The sequence below is a fragment of the Buttiauxella noackiae ATCC 51607 genome, from assembly GCF_001654865.1.
In the GTDB taxonomy this organism is placed as follows: Bacteria; Pseudomonadota; Gammaproteobacteria; order Enterobacterales; family Enterobacteriaceae; genus Buttiauxella; species Buttiauxella noackiae.
In genome coordinates this window covers 150659-170356 of record NZ_LXEO01000008.1, presented here as the reverse complement: position 1 = coordinate 170356, position 19698 = coordinate 150659, and the positions used below count along the sequence as shown (strand labels likewise).

General features: G+C 48.5%; 14 protein-coding genes. 4 read left to right on the top strand and 10 right to left on the bottom strand.

What is annotated here, in order from left to right; all coding sequences use genetic code 11:
* Positions 1–21 precede the first annotated feature (21 nt).
* The 9 genes from lpxK to M979_RS03045 all read right to left on the bottom strand — a co-directional run bounded on the left by lpxK (position 22) and on the right by M979_RS03045 (position 11750).
* A complete protein-coding gene (gene lpxK / locus M979_RS03085) occupies positions 22–1005 on the bottom strand; it encodes a tetraacyldisaccharide 4'-kinase (RefSeq protein WP_034456361.1) in 984 nt (327 codons plus the stop codon).
* Positions 1002–2750 carry a lipid A ABC transporter ATP-binding protein/permease MsbA gene (gene msbA, locus M979_RS03080; RefSeq protein ID WP_034456363.1) on the bottom strand — a complete coding sequence of 583 codons (1749 nt, stop codon included), beginning with the start codon at positions 2748–2750 and terminating at the stop codon, positions 1002–1004. Before msbA ends, lpxK begins: the two co-directional genes overlap by 4 nt.
* A gap of 37 nt (positions 2751–2787) precedes the next feature.
* Complete coding sequence (locus M979_RS03075) at positions 2788–5058, bottom strand: ComEC family protein (RefSeq protein WP_064553664.1); 2271 nt, start codon at positions 5056–5058, stop codon at positions 2788–2790.
* Between the two features lie 202 nt (positions 5059–5260).
* Positions 5261–5548 carry an integration host factor subunit beta gene (gene ihfB, locus M979_RS03070; protein ID WP_034456367.1) on the bottom strand — a complete coding sequence of 96 codons (288 nt, stop codon included), beginning with the start codon at positions 5546–5548 and terminating at the stop codon, positions 5261–5263.
* Positions 5549–5638: 90 nt separating this feature from the next.
* Entirely contained in the window at positions 5639–7330 is a 1692-nt protein-coding gene (rpsA, locus tag M979_RS03065) for a 30S ribosomal protein S1 (protein ID WP_277813396.1), read from the bottom strand.
* Positions 7331–7511: 181 nt separating this feature from the next.
* Positions 7512–8198 carry a (d)CMP kinase gene (gene cmk / locus M979_RS03060; protein ID WP_034456370.1) on the bottom strand — a complete coding sequence of 229 codons (687 nt, stop codon included), beginning with the start codon at positions 8196–8198 and terminating at the stop codon, positions 7512–7514.
* Positions 8199–8448: 250 nt separating this feature from the next.
* The gene (gene aroA / locus M979_RS03055) at positions 8449–9732 is read right to left on the bottom strand and encodes a 3-phosphoshikimate 1-carboxyvinyltransferase (RefSeq protein ID WP_064553775.1); all 1284 of its coding nucleotides are present in this window, start codon (positions 9730–9732) and stop codon (positions 8449–8451) included.
* 79 nt (positions 9733–9811) lie between these two features.
* Positions 9812–10897, bottom strand: a complete 1086-nt coding sequence (serC, locus tag M979_RS03050) for a 3-phosphoserine/phosphohydroxythreonine transaminase (protein WP_034456372.1) — start codon at positions 10895–10897, stop codon at positions 9812–9814.
* Positions 10898–11057: 160 nt separating this feature from the next.
* A complete protein-coding gene (locus M979_RS03045; RefSeq protein ID WP_064553662.1) occupies positions 11058–11750 on the bottom strand; it encodes a DUF421 domain-containing protein in 693 nt (230 codons plus the stop codon).
* Between the two features lie 138 nt (positions 11751–11888).
* Between M979_RS03045 and ycaO the strand changes: the two genes are divergently transcribed.
* The 4 genes from ycaO (at position 11889) to pflA (ending at position 18312) form a co-directional block, all read left to right on the top strand.
* Positions 11889–13646, top strand: a complete 1758-nt coding sequence (ycaO, locus tag M979_RS03040; protein ID WP_064553660.1) for a 30S ribosomal protein S12 methylthiotransferase accessory factor YcaO — start codon at positions 11889–11891, stop codon at positions 13644–13646.
* A 406-nt stretch (positions 13647–14052) separates the two neighbouring features.
* Entirely contained in the window at positions 14053–14910 is an 858-nt protein-coding gene (gene focA / locus M979_RS03035) for a formate transporter FocA (RefSeq protein WP_034456378.1), read from the top strand.
* A gap of 53 nt (positions 14911–14963) precedes the next feature.
* Positions 14964–17246 (top strand): formate C-acetyltransferase, encoded by a 2283-nt coding sequence (gene pflB, locus M979_RS03030; protein ID WP_064553658.1) that lies wholly within the window; start codon positions 14964–14966, stop codon positions 17244–17246.
* Positions 17247–17571: 325 nt separating this feature from the next.
* Positions 17572–18312: a pyruvate formate lyase 1-activating protein gene (pflA, locus tag M979_RS03025; protein WP_034456380.1), complete on the top strand. Its 741-nt coding sequence runs from the start codon at positions 17572–17574 to the stop codon at positions 18310–18312.
* A gap of 72 nt (positions 18313–18384) precedes the next feature.
* Here pflA and M979_RS03020 read toward each other — a convergent pair whose 3' ends face one another.
* Positions 18385–19533, bottom strand: coding sequence for an MFS transporter (locus M979_RS03020; RefSeq protein ID WP_064553773.1), 1149 nt, complete (start codon positions 19531–19533; stop codon positions 18385–18387).
* Positions 19534–19698 lie beyond the last annotated feature (165 nt).

Genomic DNA, 19698 nt, shown 5'->3' with positions numbered 1-19698 from the left:
TTCTGGTGCGATAACCTAAAGTTAGCGCACCAGCGCCAATAGTGATTGCAATAACTCGTTGGCCTGCGGTTGCGCCAGGTGTGCATCGACGGGCAAATACCACCAGTTTTCATGGCCCGTAACGAAAACACGGCACTTCACAGCATCTTTTTCAGTCATCAACAGGGCTTGCCCCGGCTGGACTAATTTAGCCACATCACTTTCACTCAGAGCCTGATGGTCTGCGAGGCTAACCGTATTAACTGGAGTTACGCCACATTGCTGCAAAGTAGCAAAAAAACGGGGGGGATGGCCAATTCCTGCCATAGCAACCACGTTTTGCAACATGCGCGCAGGCCGGTGTTCACCGGTAAGCAAATTAACCGCATCGCCCGGGCGCAGCGTCATGGCTATTTCACCAGCCTGAACATTGCCACCATTGGTGATAATTGCGTCGACAGAAGCCAGTCGCCCTGTTCTCTCACGCATTGGGCCAGCTGGAAGCCACCAGCCGTTGCCAAATCGCCGGACACCATCAATGACAACAATTTCTTTATCGCGCCCGAGAGCGTAATGCTGCAAACCGTCATCTGTAATAATCAGCTGCGGATGTACTTTTTCAACGAGCATTTGCACAGCATCACTTCGACGAGGCGCAACCGCCACAGCAGCGCCAGTGCGTTGATAAATAAGTACGGGTTCGTCGCCTGCCTGCATCGTCGTCGTGTTCTGGTCAAGCAACAGCGGATAATGCTCAGATTTACCGCCGTAACCTCGAGAAACAACACCAACGCGAACTCCGCGCTGCTGTAGCTGTTCGACAAGCCAGATAACAACCGGCGTTTTACCGTTACCACCAGCAGTCAGGTTACCCACGACCACCACAGGTACCGGCGCACGCCAGGTTTTTTTTATACCTAATCGGTAACTAAGACGAATAGCACCACTCACCAGACCATAAAGCCAGGAGAGCGGTAAGAGCAAAAGGTAGAGAGGAGATTTCCCCGACCAAATGCGTTCTATCATTGCCCGAATTGCATCCTGTGCAGTTGCGCGTAAACACCGCGATGCTCAATCAGTTCTGCATGTGGACCACGTTCCACGATACGGCCATCTTCAACAACCACGATTTCATCCGCCTGTTCAATGGTTGATAAGCGGTGAGCAATTACCAGCGAGGTACGGTTCTTCTGTAGTTCATCAAGTGCCGCCTGAATGGCACGTTCAGATTCCGTATCCAACGCAGATGTCGCTTCATCCAGAATCAGGATTGGGCTGTCACGCAATAACGCACGAGCAATGGCAATACGCTGGCGCTGACCACCTGAAAGCAGCACGCCATTTTCACCGATGATTGTATCAAGGCCGTTTTCCATCTTATTGATGAAATCCATGGCGTAGGCCATGCGCGCGGCATTCTCTATATCACTACGGCTGTACTGTTCAGTACGCGCGTAAGCAATGTTGTTGGCAATCGTGTCATTGAACAAATGGACGTTTTGCGAAACGAGAGCAACCTGATTACGCAAAGAAGACAAAGTGTATTCACGAATATCCACGCCATCAATGGTAATGCTACCTTCGTCAATATCGTAAAAACGCGTCATCAGGCTGGCGATCGTTGATTTACCAGAGCCGGAACGCCCTACCAATGCCACTGTTTTGCCAGCAGGAATGGTCAGGTCGATTTTACGCAGCGCTGGTATTTCGCGGCCAGGATAGGTAAAGGTCACGTCACGGAATTCAACATCCCCTTTCGCACGTTCAATTACGCGAGTTCCTTCGTCTTTCTCTTGCTCTGAATCGAGGATAGAGAACAAAGTCTGACATGCCGCCATACCGCGCTGGAACTGAGCATTGACGTTAGTCAGCGATTTCAGTGGACGCATCAGTGCAATCATGGAAGAGAACACAACGGTGATGGTACCAGCGGTTAACGTTTCCATGACACTCGGGAAGCTTGCCGCGTAAATGACGAAAGCCAGAGCCAGAGAGGCTATGAGCTGAATAATCGGGTCAGAAATAGACGAGGCAGATACTAGTTTCATACCCTGGCGACGCATACGGTTACTGACTTTGTTGAAGCGCTCGGTTTCCACTTCCTGACCGCCAAAGATCAACACCTCTTTGTGACCTTTCAGCATCTGCTCAGCACTGGTCGTTACCTGCCCCATGGTGTTTTGCATGTTTTTGCTGATATTACGGAAACGCTTGGAAACCATGCGAATCGCAAAGGAAACGATAGGTGCCAGAACTATCAGAATCAGCGAAAGCTGCCAGCTATACCAGAACATCAGCACAAACAGGCCAATGATGGAGGCGCCTTCGCGTACTACCGTTATCAGAGCACTAGATGAGGATGAAGCAACTTGTTCAGAGTCATAGGTAATGCGCGAAAGCAGTGTACCCGTAGACTGTTGGTCAAAGAACGAAACCGGCATTCCCATCATATGGCTGAACAAGCGACGACGCATGTTCATTACTACCTGCCCTGAAACCCAGGAAATGCAGTAGCTTGAGACATAGCTTGTGATACCGCGCATCACCATAAGCCCGATGACAACCAGTGGCATCCATAACAAAACAGATTTATCCGTTTTACCAAAACCATCATCCAGTAACGGTTTGAGCAGCGATAGCATAAACGTATCGCTGGCTGCGTTGAGGATTAACGCAATCCCAGCCACGATCAGACCAGCTTTAAAAGGCGCAATCATCGGCCATAGACGGCGGAAGGTCTGCAATGTGGAGAGATCTTTATCGTTCTGCATTAAGTCGAACCAGCATTTGATGAAATAGCCGCATATTCTACCCATTATCCCGGGATACACCAAACCACTGATGATACCAACGGGGTGAAATTTGTGCTCTGAAGCTATTGATTTGCCATTTATCACTATTTATATCGATAGTGAGTTGGCCCGATTGCGCTGTGTCATACCATTTGTACCCCTGCAACTGGTAGCGTTGAACTACTTTTGCGGAGGGCAAATGCCAGGCGTTATAGCGCGATGAAGAAGAAAATGCAGCACTTCCAGCGACAGCACGCAACAAAGGTGCACTCGAAGATGTCCGGCTGCCGTGATGAGGGACTTGAATAATATCAGCATGTAAGGTTCCCCATCGCCCCTTCAGCATAGCTAATTCCGCTTCAGCTTCCACATCTCCGGTTAATAAAATACGAACGTTACCGTCACTGACCATCACAACGCATGAGCCGTTATTACCTTTCATCAGAGGCTGTGCGGGAGGCCACTTCACGGTAAATTCCAAACCCTGCCATTGCCAACGATCCCCTTGAAAACAAGAATGATGCCCTTCCCAGAGCAATGGGCTGCGAATTTTTAGTGTTGGCCATTCACGTTGCAAACTAAGCAAACCGCCACGGTGATCCAGATGCTCATGGCTAATAATTGCTTGTTCGAGAGATAAATGGTGCCAGCGCAGCCAGGGGATGATCACTTGTTGAGCAGCATCGCCGCCAGGCCAGGCATTTCCTGCATCATACAGAAAGACTTTCCCATGGCGGACAATAGCAATCGCCAATCCATGCCCAATATCCAGCATATTCACTTGCCATGAGTTGTCTTTCTTCTCAGCCCGTATTACTGGGGTGGACAAAGACAACATCAGAACAATTACCGATAGACATGAACTACGCCACAGGGATAAACGATGGATAATGACAGCGAGCCAACCACTCAAGCTAAGAGCCTGAAAACGCTTATCGACCTCTAGCCAACCATCGGGCAATAAAGATAGTGCGGTAAAAAGAAGAGTCAGCGAACGGTCAACACTCCACCAGATATATTCTCCGAGCCACGGAGTCGACGTAAAAACGAGTGCTACCAATATTAGAGGAACCACAACAAACGAAATGAGCGGGACCGCCAATAAGTTCGCAAGCAAGGCGCTAACGCTGATGCCATGAAAGATTAAAACTTGTAGTGGCAACAACAAAATCATAATGCCAATTTGCAGATGTATTAGCGCTAATGGGTACCGATAAAACCATTTCGCAGTTGCAATATATCGAGGAAGCGGCATCCACTGATACCAGAAAATAAGTGCCGCAACAGCCAGTACCGATAACCAGAAACTGTCAGATAAAACGGTCAAAGGATCATAAATAAGGATACAGGTAATGCAACAAAGCCAGACTTCCCAACCCGACCAATTCCGGCCCTGTAATCGCAAAAATAGCCATATAACAACGCCAATCAATGCTCTCACTGCCGGAGGATTTCCTCCTGCAAGCCAGGTGTAAATCCCAGCAGCAAGTACACTTGCGAATAACGGCATTCGGAAATAAATTCTGTGGGCTGGAAAAGCCAATTGCAGTAAACGACCCATTAACCAGCCAATCATCGCTGCCAGTGAAATATGCATCCCAGAAATAGCCATCAGATGTGCTGTTCCACTTTGGCGCAGCATATTTTTTTGCTCGTCACTCACCCCATAACGTTCACCAAACGCCAGTGCAAGAATAACTCCTTGATAGGGTAACGCCTGGGTTGCAGTTTCAACGACAGATAACCACTGGGCACGTAAGCTACACCGCTGCGTAATGCGCTGGGCTGAAATAATACGTGCACTTAATGGTTGGTGCTGTGCAAGAGCATAACGCTGACTATCGAAGCCTCCTTCGTTGAGTTGCCCATGCACAGGGCGAAGATAGACTTTCATGCGCCAGCGTTGCCCAGCACAGACACTATCTGGTAAATAACTACTCTGACTCCTGATACCTAAAGCTGGGAAAACAATTCTCCCAGCCATCGAAACTATCTGCATTTCATGATCTTGCTTGCCATCACTACGATTAATGACGGCTTCGACCACAACAGGTTTACCCGTCCATCCCTCAACGGGGATCAAGATTTCTCTCGCAGAAAATAATGCCCAGCTACAACAAAGCATGCTCAATGCGAGATAACGTGCCAATGGGTGACGAATGAGTGCGACACCCAATGCAGCCATGAACAATATTGCAATGGCTCGCAACCCTGGAATAACGGGCAACCACAGCAGAGGTAGAGTACCAATAATTGCACTACAACATAGCCCGATAAGATTCCTCACAGCGCCTCCTTGTTGCAGGCAGTCTGAGGTATCCTGGCATTTGCGTCAGCCTGGGTTTATTGATTTCACGAGAAGGTTTCCACAGATTTTATGCGATTTGAAAATGGGCTTAATATTTTTGCGAGGAGACTCGGAAATATAAATTTCAGACATAAAAAAACGGCACCCGAAGGTGCCGCTCTTAAGAATCAAATCCGAAGATTTAATTGCCGTAAATGTTGGCGCGGTCACGTAATTCTTTACCTGGTTTAAAGTGTGGAACGTATTTGCCTTCCAGATCCACTTTGTCGCCAGTTTTAGGGTTACGTCCGGTGCGAGGTGCGCGATAGTGTAAGGAAAAACTGCCGAAACCCCGGATTTCTATACGCTCACCTTGGGCGAGAGTAGAGGCCATATGCTCCAGCATCTCTTTAACTGCATCTTCTACAGCTTTCGCCGGGATGTGAGATTGCTGAGTTGCAAGTCTTTCTATCAATTCTGACTTGGTCATGATTCCTCCGGTTTCCTTTCAGGAAAATTAACTTACAGCTATCAATCGAACAAGGGCGGCCGTAGCCGCCCTGATTTAGTGCTCGGGCGATTACTCGCCTTTAGCTGCTTTGAATGCTTCAGCCATTGCGTTAGAGAAGTTCGGTGCATCTTCCTGTTTGTTGTTAACAGTAGCGATTGCATCTTTCTCGTCAGCTTCGTCCTTAGCACGAACAGACAGGCTTACAACACGGTTTTTACGGTCAACGCCGGTGAATTTAGCTTCAACGTCGTCGCCTACGCTCAGAACCAGAGTTGCATCTTCAACGCGGTCACGGGAAGCTTCAGAAGCACGCAGGTAGCCTTCTACGCCATCTGCTAATTCAACTGTAGCACCTTTCGCGTCAACTGCTGTTACTTTACCAGTAACGATAGTACCTTTCTTGTTCAGTGCAACGTAGTTGTTGAACGGATCTTCTGCGAGTTGTTTAACACCCAGGGAGATACGCTCACGTTCTGCGTCAACTTGCAGAACCACAGCCGCGATTTCGTCGCCTTTCTTATATTCACGAACTGCTTCTTCGCCTGCAACGTTCCAGGAGATATCAGACAGGTGAACCAGGCCGTCGATGCCACCGTCCAGGCCGATGAAGATACCGAAGTCAGTGATAGACTTGATTTTACCTTCAACGCGGTCGCCCTTGTTGTGGGTTTCAGCGAACAGCTGCCATGGGTTAGATTTGCACTGCTTCAGACCCAGGGAGATACGACGACGTTCTTCGTCGATATCCAGAACCATAACTTCCACTACATCACCAACGTTAACAACTTTGGATGGGTGGATGTTTTTGTTGGTCCAATCCATTTCGGAAACGTGAACCAGACCTTCAACGCCTTCTTCGATTTCTACGAAGCAGCCGTAATCAGTCAGGTTAGTCACGCGACCAGTCAGTTTGGTACCTTCTGGATAACGCTTAGCGATTGCGACCCATGGATCTTCGCCCAGTTGTTTCAGACCCAGAGACACACGAGTACGCTCACGGTCGAACTTCAGTACTTTAACGGTAATTTCATCGCCAACATTCACGATTTCGCTTGGATGCTTAACGCGTTTCCATGCCATATCAGTGATGTGCAGCAGGCCGTCAACGCCGCCCAGATCAACGAATGCACCGTAGTCAGTGAGGTTCTTAACGATACCTTTAACTTCCATGCCTTCTTGCAGGTTTTCCAGCAGTTGATCACGTTCTGCGCTGTTTTCGGATTCGATAACTGCACGACGAGAAACAACAACGTTGTTACGCTTCTGGTCCAGCTTGATGACTTTGAACTCAAGCTCTTTGCCTTCCAGGTGCAGAGTGTCACGTACCGGACGAACATCTACCAGTGAACCAGGCAGGAACGCACGAATACCGTTCAGCTCTACAGTGAAGCCACCCTTAACTTTGCCGTTGATGATACCGACCACAGTTTCAGCTTCTTCGTAAGCTTTTTCCAGCGTGATCCAAGCTTCGTGACGCTTAGCTTTTTCACGGGACAGCAGAGTTTCGCCAAAGCCATCTTCAACAGCGTCCAGAGCAACATCAACTTCGTCACCAACCTGGATTTCCAGTTCGCCAGCAGCATTTTTGAACTGCTCTACAGGAATTGCAGACTCAGATTTCAGACCAGCGTCAACCAGTACGATATCTTTGTCGATAGCAACTACTACGCCACGAACGATGGAACCCGGACGGGTTTCGATTGTTTTCAGGGATTCTTCAAAGAGTTGAGCGAAAGATTCAGTCATGTTGTTAATCTTCAAGGTTCTTTTGTTTAACGTCCATTTAGCATCCCGCCGAATGGGGTTGTTTCACATACCCCGCCATTGGCTCCATGCCGACAGGGTTTAGGTTACAGGGGTAAGAAACTTACCCGATATGTCAGGATACCATTATGGCAATATCATGACAAATATGACAAAACAGACACCAGCACAATATTGACTATTGTGCTGGTGTTAAAATCTTCTGCGCATAGGTCAGCGCTTGTTTGATGACTTCGTCAATGGACATGCTGGTTGAATCCAGCACCAACGCATCTGCGGCTGGCACTAACGGTGCTACTGCACGGTTACGGTCACGATCATCACGTTCTTTAATTTCTGCCAAAAGGCGCTCAAAGTTAACACTAAAGCCCTTTTCCTGCAACTGCAGCATACGCCTGTGAGCGCGCTCTTCAGATGAGGCATCAAGGAAGATTTTTACCGGCGCGTCAGGGAAAACGACGGTTCCCATATCACGGCCATCAGCAATCAGGCCAGGGGCCTCTCTGAACGCGCGCTGGCGGCGTAATAACGCTTCTCGTACACGAGGAAAAGCGGCGACTTGAGACGCTGCATTGGCGACATCCTGAGTACGAATCTCCGCGCTGACATCCTCACCCTCAAGGATAACTTCCAGATTGCCATTACTCGCGACAAAGCGCACATCCAGATGTGCAGCCAGTGGAACCAGCGCATCTTCAGAAGTCACATCAACCTGGTGATGCAGGGCCGCTAAAGCAAGAACTCGATAAATTGCACCAGAATCAAGTAGATGCCATTGCAATGCTTCCGCCATGGCCTTACACAGCGTACCTTTACCTGCGCCGCTTGGGCCATCAATCGTTATTACCGGGGCGGGTGCCGTCATCGTACTCTCCTCTCGCTGGAATTGCGGACCTAAAATATCAACGCCGCATATTATACGCCGCCAGATTACTGACCGTTACCTTTCCTGCCAATTATCGTAGTTAATGAGGCTGAGTGTAGAAGAATTGCGCAACTTACGTTAAAAAGCCTGGAAAAACAGCAGCAATAGATACAGATGATGTGATATCAGAAGGGAAAATTTGTTGAAATCAGCTCCGCCACATTGTGTGGTCGGAGCTGATATTCATCTATTAAGCCGGGGTGCTAATACGTGCTAACTGCTCGAAATAGTCCGGGAAAGTTTTCGCGGTACATTTAGGGTCAAGGATAGTTACAGGTGTGTCGGACAACGCCACTAGCGAAAAACACATCGCCATACGGTGGTCGTTATAGGTGCCGATTTCAGCAACCTGTAGCTGAGCTGGCGGAGTCACGGAAATGTAATCTTCCCCCTCTTCCACCACGGCTCCAACTTTACGTAATTCTGTTGCCATCGCGCTCAGGCGGTCAGTCTCTTTCACACGCCAGTTATAGATATTGCGCAGTGTCGTGGTGCCTTTAGCGAACAAGGCCGCTGTCGCAATGGTCATCGCAGCATCCGGAATATGGTTCATATCCATATCAATGGCGTTAAGTTCCCCGCGTTCGCAAGAGATGAAATCATCGCCCCAGGTAATTTTTGCACCCATTTTTTCCAGCACATCAGCAAAGCGGATATCGCCTTGTACGCTGTTGCGACCAATACCCGTGACTTTTACCGTGCCGCCTTTGATTGCACCAGCTGCCAGGAAGTAAGAAGCGGAAGATGCATCGCCTTCTACCAGATAAGCACCCGGTGAGGTGTACTGCTGGCCGCCACGAATAACAAAGCTGCGGTAATCACGATTTTCGACGTCAACGCCAAATGTTTTCATCAGGTGTAAGGTAATATCGATATACGGCTTTGATACCAGCTCACCTTTTATAGTGATTTCGGTGTCATTTGCCGCCAGTGGCGCAGTCATTAAAAGCGCCGTCAGAAACTGGCTGGAAACACTACCATCAACCGAAACCTGGCCGCCGCTAAAGCCACCACGCAAACGTAGCGGTGGGTAATTTTCCTGCTCCAGATATTCGATCTGAGCGCCACCCTGGCGTAATGCATCAACCAGATGGCCAATTGGGCGTTCTTTCATGCGCGGTTCGCCCGTCAACACGATATTGTTGCTGCCCAGACACAGTGCAGCTGCCAGTGGGCGCATCGCCGTACCCGCATTCCCTAAGAACAATTCCAGCTCGCCTGACGCTTGCAGTGGGCCACCCATACCAGTCACTTCGCAACGTGTGCGGTCAGTAGAGAGCGTATAGCTCACGCCAAGTGCTTTCAGCGCGTTAAGCATATGACGCACATCGTCGCTATCCAGCAAATTAGTCAGTTCGGTGGTGCCATTAGCCAGCGCAGCCAGCAAAAGAGCTCTGTTAGAGACACTTTTTGAACCAGGAAGATTAATCGTGCCGTCGACAAGGGCGATGGGTTGTAACGTCAGGGATTCCAGCATGGGGAAAATACTCTCAACTCAAACAGAATAAAAACCCCGCGAAACAGGTCGCGGGGAGAATAACAACGAACAGCGATTAACCGTGGCGACGTTCGAAGTCGACCATAAAGTTGGTTAACGCTTGTACACCTTCAAGCGGCATCGCATTGTAGATGGATGCGCGCATTCCACCCACTACGCGGTGGCCCTTCAGTGCATGCAGACCTGCGGCAAACGACTCTTCCAGGAACACTTTATCAAGGGCACTGTCAGCTAACTGGAACGGCACATTCATACGTGAACGGTTAGCCGCAGCCACATCGTTACGGTAGAAGTCGCTTTTATCAATAACACCATATAACAACTCAGCTTTTGCTTTGTTGATTTTGTCCATTACTTCAACGCCGCCCTGCTCTTTCAGCCATTTGAAGACCAGGCCGGAAAGGTACCATGCGAACGTTGGCGGGGTGTTAAACATGGAGTCATTTTCGTTAAGCACGGTGTAGTCAAGAATTGACGGGCACGCTTTATGCGCCTTGCCGAGCAAATCTTCACGCACAATAACCAACGTCAAACCCGCAGGGCCGATGTTTTTCTGCGCACCAGCGTAAACAACACCAAACCGGCTGATATCCATCGGGTGCGACAAAATAGAGGATGAGTAGTCAGCAACCACAACTTTATCACCGAAATCTGGCGTTTCATGAGTCGCGATACCGTCAATAGTTTCGTTCGGGCAGTAATGCAAGTAGGCACTATTTTCAGAAACCTGCCACTCGCTCATCGGTTTGATGGCACGCAGGCCATCGATGGTGACTTTGGCATCAATAACATTCGGAGTGCAGTATTTATGCGCTTCTTTTACTGCGCTGCTCGCCCAGTAACCACCATCAACATAATCAGCGGTAGTTTTGTCGCCCAGCAGGTTTAACGGTACACCAGCAAATTGGCCGCGACCACCGCCGTGACAGAACAATACTTTGTAGTTTGAGGGGATTTGCAGCAGATCACGAAAATCTTTTTCAGCTTCTTCAGCGACCTCAATAAACTCTTTACCACGGTGGCTAATCTCCATTACGGAGGTGCCTAAACCTTGCCAGTCGCAAAGTTCAAGTTGCGCACGACGAAGCACTTCAGCCGGCAGCATTGCCGGGCCGGAACTAAAATTGTATACCTGAGCCATTTCCCCTCACCACGCTTAGAGCAATAAGTTTTATCACGCTATCGGTTTTATCACTCAGATGCAGAGGCTGCAACGGTTAATCAGACATGGCTTGGTAATGTGCGCAAAATCACACAACATAATCAACCAGTCGCTGAATTAAACACCCGATAACCACCCGTCAGGTGACTCGTGTTGCCGTGCTGGCTTTGACCCATTGATGATGTTTACAGCGTGGACAAATAATTTTTGTTCCCGCGTTTAACGTCAGCACTTCACTACATCGAATGCAGGCGTAATCCCCATCCTGCGGAACCACCTCGAAACGCTCGCTACAATACTCAGGCAATATAGATAAACCCGGCCTGACCAAATCATCGGGGAAGTAATAGACGCTAATCTGCCCGTTGGTTTCTAATATTGCCAGCCGAACCTGCCCCAAATGTTCTACACCATGCAGGCGTAGTTCCATGAAGAACTCAAATTCGGTCATGTTTTGAGCCTGCATTTTTTCCCAGGCAAACTCACCTTCTTCTATTATTACCGCAGGTTTTCCTTCCATCAGATTTTCGAGTTTTTCACTGTGGCTCATCAACCACATCGCCAAACGATATAAGCAAGCGAGCGTCATAAATACGACGAAGACAGGCAGCATCGGCACATCGTCATAAAACGCCACATCACCTGCCGCTGAGCCAAGAGTCAGAATTATCAACACTTCAAACAACGACATCTGCCTTACGCCACGCCGCCCGGTTATCTTTAAAAACAAGAACACGAGTACAAAGGTGTAAAGGCTACGAAAAGCCACTTCCCACAGAAAATCTAAAGGGACTTTGTCTAGCGCCATCCGCTGGAGATCAAAGGTCTTCATTTATACCGCCATAACAGTAGGTTACTGACAGTAAGCATAGACTGTTATGCTAAGGCCGCCTGCGTGCTGCTGACGATGGCGTCAGTCTGCTAAAACCCGTATCATTGCGCGCTTTGCGTACGACAAAAGTGAAACCTCATGACTCAAACCTTTATTCCTGGCAAAGATGCCGCTCTGGAAGATTCCATCGCTCGCTTTCAGACCAAACTCGCCGATCTTGGCTTTAATATAGAAGAAGCCTCCTGGTTAAACCCTGTACCGAACGTCTGGTCCGTACATATCCGTGATAAAGACAGCGCGCTGTGCTTTACCAATGGTAAAGGCGCAACTAAAAAAGCCGCTTTAGCTTCAGCGCTGGGTGAATATTTCGAACGTCTGTCGACCAACTATTTCTTTGCTGATTTCTGGTTGGGCAAAACCATCGCTAATGGCCCGTTTGTGCATTATCCAAACGAGAAATGGTTCCCAATCCCAGAAGATGAGCAATTGCCGGAAGGCATTCTGGACTCACGTCTGCGCGCGTTTTACGACCCTGAAAACGAAGTCACCGCAGGTATGCTTATCGACCTGCAATCAGGTAATGAAGAACGCGGTATCTGTGCGCTGCCATTCACCCGCCAGTCCGATCAAGAAACCGTATATATCCCGATGAACATCATCGGCAATCTGTACGTTTCAAATGGGATGTCCGCAGGGAACACCGCGAACGAAGCTCGCGTACAAGCGCTCTCAGAAGTCTTCGAACGTCACATTAAAAATCGCATTATCGCAGAAAGCATCAGCCTGCCAGAAATCCCACAGGAAGTGCTGGCTCGGTATCCGGGCGTGGTTGAGTCAATTGCAACGCTTGAAGCTGAAGGTTTCCCAATCTTCGCGTATGACGGTTCATTAGGCGGTAAATATCCGGTTATCTGCGTGGTGTTGTTCAACCCGGCAAATGGCACCTGCTTCGCTTCGTTTGGTGCGCACCCTGATTTTGGCGTTGCGCTGGAACGTACCGTGACAGAACTACTGCAAGGCCGTGGCCTGAAAGATCTGGATGTCTTCACTCCACCAACTTTTGACGACGAAGAAGTGGCAGAGCATGCCAATCTCGAAACTCACTTTATCGACTCCAGCGGCCTGATCTCCTGGGATATGTTCAAGCAAGATGCTGACTATCCATTTGTTGACTGGAGCTTCTCCGGCACAACAGAAGAAGAGTTCGCCACGTTGATGGCAATCTTTGATGCAGAAGACCAGGAAGTCTACATCGCTGACTACCAGCATCTGGATGTTTACGCTTGCCGCATCATCGTTCCAGGCATGTCCGATATTTATCCGGCGGAAGACCTGCTACTCGCAAACAACAATATGGGCTATCACCTGCGCGATACAATTCTGGCTCTGCCAGGTAGCGAGTGGGAGAAGCAAGATTATCTGGACCTGATTTCTCAGTTAGATGAAGAAGGCCACGATGACTTCACTCGTGTACGTGAATTGCTGGGTCTTGCCACAGGTAAAGATAACGGTTGGTACACGCTGCGTATTGGTGAATTGAAAGCCATGCTGGCTCTGGCTGGCGGTGATACCGAGCAGGCGCTGATCTGGACTGAATGGACGATGGAGTTCAATGCGTCTATTTTCAGCGCCGAGCGTGCTAACTATTACCGTTGCCTGCAAACGTTACTGCTGCTGGCAATGGAAGAAGACCGCCAGCCATTGCAATACCTGAATGCCTTCGTACGCATGTACGGCGCAGAAACGGTTGAAGCCGCAAGTGCAGCCCTGAGTGGAGAAGCTGCATTCTATGGGCTACAAGCTGTAGATAGCGATTTGAAAGCCTTCCCTGCACATCAGGCGCTATTGAACGCATATGAAAAATTGCAACGCGCAAAGGTTGCGTTCTGGAAATAAAGTAACAAAAAGAAACTCAAAGGTGCGTAAACCATAATGTTTACGCTATATTACGGGGCGATTTTTATTGCCCCGTGTTTTTATTGGCCGCGTAATAATTTCACTTGTGACTCAATGGTTAAATATTGGTGAAATATTATTAAATTAAATTACAAATACTGTTGCCAAATTATTGAAATACTCCATTCTAATTAATCAAACAGAAAAGCTTCGAGGTTAAATATCAAATTACATTATAAAATTTAAACTTTATTTTTATCACAATAATCAATAAGTTGAACTGAAAATTAGGTAAACACCTGCTTTTTTCAGGCCTATAAGCTTGGCGAGATATGATCCATATCAAATTTTACTCTATAATGCTTTGTTAGTATCTCGTCGCCGAATTAAATAAGAGAGAGTTAGTGTGAAAGCTGACAACCCTTTTGATCTATTGCTCCCAGCTGCTATGGCGAAAGTTGCCGAAGATGCTGGCGTCTATAAAGCAACAAAACACCCGCTAACCACGTTTTATTTAGCGATAACTGCGGGTATGTTCATCTCGATTGCCTTTGTCTTTTACATCACGGCTACCACCGGTACCGCAACAATTCCGTTTGGTATTGCAAAATTGATTGGCGGTACATGCTTCTCCTTAGGGCTTATCCTGTGTGTCATCTGCGGTGCAGACCTTTTCACTTCTACAGTGTTAATCGTTGTTGCTAAAGCCAGTGGACGTATCACCTGGGGTCAGCTAGCCAAAAACTGGATCAACGTCTACGTTGGCAACCTGGTTGGCGCACTGCTCTTTGTGGTGCTGATTTGGCTATCAGGTATGTATATGACAGCAAACGGTGCGTGGGGTCTGAATGTGCTACAAACTGCAGACCATAAAATGCACCACACCTTTATTGAAGCTGTGTGCCTGGGTATTTTGGCTAACCTGATGGTCTGTCTGGCTGTCTGGATGAGCTACTCAGGTCGCAGTTTGATGGACAAGATGTTTGCTATGATCCTCCCGGTCGCCATGTTTGTCGCTAGTGGTTTTGAGCACAGTATCGCAAACATGTTCATGATCCCTATGGGTATCGTAGTACGCAACTTTGCAAGCCCGGAATTCTGGACCGCAGTTGGGTCGTCTCCGGACAATTTCACACACTTGACCGTGTTGAACTTCATCACTGATAACTTAATCCCCGTGACAATCGGGAACATCATCGGTGGTGGTTTACTGGTTGGGTTGACGTACTGGGTAATTTATCTGCGCGGTGGTGATAAGCACTAAGTGCTAACCATTGTGTAGGGAATAAGAAATCCACATTAGAAGGTAGGTGTTAAATGTCCGAGCTTAATGAGAAGTTAGCCACAGCCTGGGAAGGTTTTGCCAAAGGCGACTGGCAGAATGAAGTCAACGTGCGTGACTTTATTCAGAAAAACTACACCCCTTACGAGGGTGACGAGTCCTTCCTGGCAGGTGCTACTGAAGCAACTACCACTTTGTGGGACAGCGTCATGGAAGGCGTTAAACAGGAAAACCGCACTCACGCGCCTGTTGACTTCGACACTGACCTCGCATCCACCATCACCTCTCATGATGCTGGTTACATCAACAAGTCCCTCGAAACTATCGTGGGTCTGCAGACTGATGCTCCTCTGAAACGTGCAATTATTCCGTTCGGTGGCATCAAAATGGTTGAAGGTTCTTGCAAAGTATACGGTCGTGAACTTGACCCAATGCTTAAAAAGATCTTCACCGAATACCGTAAAACCCACAACCAGGGTGTGTTTGACGTTTATACCAAAGACATCCTGAACTGCCGTAAGTCAGGCGTAATCACCGGTCTGCCGGATGCTTACGGTCGTGGTCGTATCATCGGTGACTACCGTCGCGTTGCGCTGTACGGTATCGACTTCCTGATGAAAGACAAATTTGCTCAGTTCAATTCTCTGCAGACCAAACTGGAAAACGGCGAAGATCTGGAAGCAACTATTCGTCTGCGCGAAGAAATCTCTGAGCAACACCGTGCTCTGGGTCAGATCAAAGAAATGGCTGCTAAATATGGCTGCGATATCTCTGGTCCTGCTAAAAATGCTCAAGAAGCTATTCAGTGGACTTACTTCGGCTACCTGGCTGCAGTTAAATCTCAGAACGGCGCTGCAATGTCCTTCGGTCGCGTATCCACCTTCCTGGATGCATTCATCGAACGTGATCTGAAAGCAGGCAAAATTACTGAGCTTGAAGCACAGGAAATGATTGACCACCTGGTCATGAAACTGCGTATGGTTCGCTTCCTGCGTACCCCTGAGTATGATGAGCTGTTCTCTGGTGACCCAATCTGGGCGACCGAATCTATCGCCGGTATGGGTGTAGATGGCCGTACTCTGGTTACTAAATCTAGCTTCCGTTTCCTGAACACCCTGTACACCATGGGGCCGTCTCCGGAGCCGAACATCACTATTCTGTGGTCTGAAAAACTGCCACTGAACTTCAAGAAGTTCGCAGCTAAAGTTTCCATCGATACTTCTTCTCTGCAATACGAGAATGATGATCTGATGCGCCCTGACTTCAACAACGACGACTACGCTATTGCTTGTTGCGTAAGCCCAATGGTTGTTGGTAAGCAAATGCAGTTCTTCGGTGCTCGTGCTAACCTCGCGAAAACCATGCTGTATGCAATCAACGGCGGCGTTGATGAAAAACTGAAACTGCAGATCGGTCCTAAAGAAGCACCAATCATGGCTGATGTTCTGGACTACGATAACGTTCTGGATCGTCTTGACCACTTCATGGACTGGTTGGCTAAACAGTACGTCACTGCGCTGAACATCATCCACTACATGCATGATAAGTACAGCTACGAAGCATCTCTGATGGCTCTGCATGACCGTGACGTTGTTCGCACCATGGCTTGTGGTATCGCGGGTCTGTCTGTTGCAGCTGACTCCCTGTCTGCAATCAAATACGCGAAAGTTAAACCTGTTCGTGACGAAGACGGCCTGGCTGTAGACTTCGAAATCGAAGGCGAATACCCAATGTTCGGTAACAACGATTCTCGCGTAGATGATATCGCTGTTGACCTGGTAGAACGTTTCATGAAGAAAATTCAGAAACTGACTACTTACCGTAACGCTATCCCGACTCAGTCTGTTCTGACCATCACCTCTAACGTGGTTTATGGTAAGAAAACTGGTAACACCCCAGACGGTCGTCGCGCTGGCGCTCCATTCGGTCCAGGTGCTAACCCAATGCACGGTCGTGACCAGAAAGGTGCTGTTGCCTCTCTGACTTCCGTTGCTAAACTGCCGTTTGCTTACGCTAAAGATGGTATCTCTTACACCTTCTCTATCGTTCCTAACGCACTGGGTAAAGACGACGAAGTTCGTAAAACTAACCTCGCGGGTCTAATGGATGGTTATTTCCACCACGAAGCGTCCATCGAAGGTGGTCAACACCTGAACGTGAACGTAATGAACCGTGAAATGCTGCTGGATGCGATGGAACACCCTGAGAAATATCCTCAGCTGACCATTCGTGTTTCTGGTTACGCTGTACGTTTTAACTCCCTGACTAAAGAACAACAGCAGGACGTTATTACCCGTACCTTCACTCAAACCATGTAATTTCCGGTTTGTCTGAAAAGGCGTAGAATAAAGGCTCTCCTTATGGGGGGCCTTTTCTTATGTATACCCGTTAGCATTCGAGTTGCAGGTAGGCGGCCAGGGAGTGAATCCCCAGGAGCTTACTTAAGTAAGTGACTGGAGTGAGGGAGTGCAGCCAACACCCCTGCAGCTTGAAGGATGACGGGTATATGAACCGATTTTGCAAGATAACTGCTACGGTTAAGTTATCTCGCAAAATTGATTCGACGCGGCAAGGATTTTATTCGACCGCGCTCAACCTGGTTCTTGCTTAAAAGCATGAACCAATACTGGAGAGAACACCGCAATGTCAGTAATTGGCCGAATTCATTCCTTTGAATCCTGCGGTACCGTGGATGGTCCCGGTATTCGTTTTATCACCTTCTTCCAGGGCTGCCTGATGCGCTGCCTGTATTGCCATAACCGTGATACATGGGACACACACGGCGGCAAAGAAATTACCGTTGAAGAACTGATGAAAGAAGTGGTGACCTATCGCCACTTTATGAACGCATCTGGTGGTGGTGTAACAGCCTCAGGCGGCGAAGCTATGCTACAAGCGGAATTTGTGCGTGACTGGTTCCGTGCCTGCCGCAAAGAAGGTATTCATACCTGTCTTGATACCAATGGATTTGTGCGCCGCTATGATCCGGTAGTCGACGAATTGTTGGAAGTGACCGATCTGGTGATGCTCGATTTAAAACAGATGAACGATGAAATTCACCAGAATCTGGTGGGTGTTTCTAACCATCGTACTCTGGAATTTGCACGCTATCTGAAAGATAAAAACGTTAACGTCTGGATTCGTTATGTTGTCGTACCTGGTTGGTCTGACGATGATGATTCCGCGCATCGCCTTGGCGAATTTACCCGTGATATGGGCAACGTCGAGAAAATTGAGCTATTGCCTTACCACGAACTGGGCAAGCACAAATGGGTAGCGATGGGCGAAGAGTACAAACTTGATGGCGTACATCCACCGAAGAAAGAGACTATGGAACGCGTAAAAAGCATTCTGGAACAGTATGGTCACAAGGTGATGTACTAAGTTTTAGATTGCAGTATCGTCGCTCTGTGCAACAAGCCCCTCCACACCGAGGGGCTTTTTTGTATTTCAATATCAGGCGTGGGCAATGGGTGTTGAATGGGGGCCCGCTTTACGCAGCAGCATCAGTAAGTAGATAAATGCGACGCCAGCTATCATTACGAACAGCAAGTTATCCGAGAAACTTTGCATCAGCATTGAGGTAAACGTTGGACCAAGCAAACTACCTACGGTATAGCTGAGTAACAGAGCCTGGTTCATTGCTACCAGCTGATGATGTTCAACTTTCTCACAGGCCCATGCCATCGCCACGGGATAAAGTGTAAAACCGGCAGCTCCCAGCACAAACAATGTAGGCCCCATCGCCGCATTACTTAGCATTGCCATGCAACCAAGTATCACAATAAATACCTGAACACGTAGCACCAGTAAACGGCCAAAGCGATCGGCCAGGCGCCCTACCGGCCACTGCCCGACAATACCGGCACTGACCATCACCGCCATCCAGAAACCAATACCGGCATCGCTCACACCTTTATGGTTCAAATACAGCGGCATTAATACGTATAACGAACCGAGAACAATCCCTGAAATAATACAACCGTTTACGCCAAGGCGCGCATGGCGCAGACGCAACATTGGCCAGACAGGCGTTGCTTCCTGGTTTTCATTGCGATCATTCACTATGCGGGTAAACAGCAGCGGAAGGATCGCAGTCAGAATAAGTGCGGTCACCCATGGTAATACGCTGGCTAAATCCGTTGGCATCTTGCTTATCATCAATTGCCCCAGTACGGTGCCAACGTAATAAACCATCATGTAGGCCGCCAGCAAGCGCCCGCAGTTGTGGGAAGTGCCGCTACACATCAGCGCGCTTTCAACCACCACCCAAATCATCGCGCAGCCGATACCCGCTACAAAGCGCCACATCATCCAGCTCCAGAAGCCGGTCATCAGCCCCAAACCTGCACAACCCGCTGCAAAAATCAGCGAGGCAAGATAGTAGCTACGGTTAAACCCCTGACGCTTTATTAGCCACCCGGTCAGCAAAGTACCCGCCAGGTTTCCGGTAAAGTACGACGACCCCACCATCCCGACTTGCCAGGTTGGAAGATTTTCGTGAGCTAACCAAAGCGGGACCAGAGTATTTAAAACCGCTATCGCCAGGGTCAAAAGCATCAGACCACAGAGCAAAAGCATCACTGGCCGGGTATAGGTGGACATGTAGAAACCGCGAGGAAGAGAATAATTTGTGCGCATCATGCCACTGGGAAAATGATTGTCAATCCAGTGCTAGCGGGGCCTGGCACGATTTGAAAACTGTCGATTTGAAAAACTTATCTTACTTGTGAGCAAAGCATATAGACGAAATGCTATCTCTCTGTTTTT

What these genes read in the sequence shown, in the direction of transcription:
- pflB (WP_064553658.1), top strand. Translation starts at nt 14,964, where the DNA reads ATGTCCGAGCTTAATGAGAAGTTAGCCACAGCCTGGGAAGGTTTTGCC.
- ycaO (WP_064553660.1), top strand. Translation starts at nt 11,889, where the DNA reads ATGACTCAAACCTTTATTCCTGGCAAAGATGCCGCTCTGGAAGATTCC.
- lpxK (WP_034456361.1), bottom strand. Translation starts at nt 1,005, where the DNA reads ATGATAGAACGCATTTGGTCGGGGAAATCTCCTCTCTACCTTTTGCTC.
- ihfB (WP_034456367.1), bottom strand. Translation starts at nt 5,548, where the DNA reads ATGACCAAGTCAGAATTGATAGAAAGACTTGCAACTCAGCAATCTCAC.
- serC (WP_034456372.1), bottom strand. Translation starts at nt 10,897, where the DNA reads ATGGCTCAGGTATACAATTTTAGTTCCGGCCCGGCAATGCTGCCGGCT.
- M979_RS03020 (WP_064553773.1), bottom strand. Translation starts at nt 19,533, where the DNA reads ATGTCCACCTATACCCGGCCAGTGATGCTTTTGCTCTGTGGTCTGATG.
- cmk (WP_034456370.1), bottom strand. Translation starts at nt 8,198, where the DNA reads ATGACGGCACCCGCCCCGGTAATAACGATTGATGGCCCAAGCGGCGCA.
- M979_RS03045 (WP_064553662.1), bottom strand. Translation starts at nt 11,750, where the DNA reads ATGAAGACCTTTGATCTCCAGCGGATGGCGCTAGACAAAGTCCCTTTA.
- pflA (WP_034456380.1), top strand. Translation starts at nt 17,572, where the DNA reads ATGTCAGTAATTGGCCGAATTCATTCCTTTGAATCCTGCGGTACCGTG.
- msbA (WP_034456363.1), bottom strand. Translation starts at nt 2,750, where the DNA reads ATGCAGAACGATAAAGATCTCTCCACATTGCAGACCTTCCGCCGTCTA.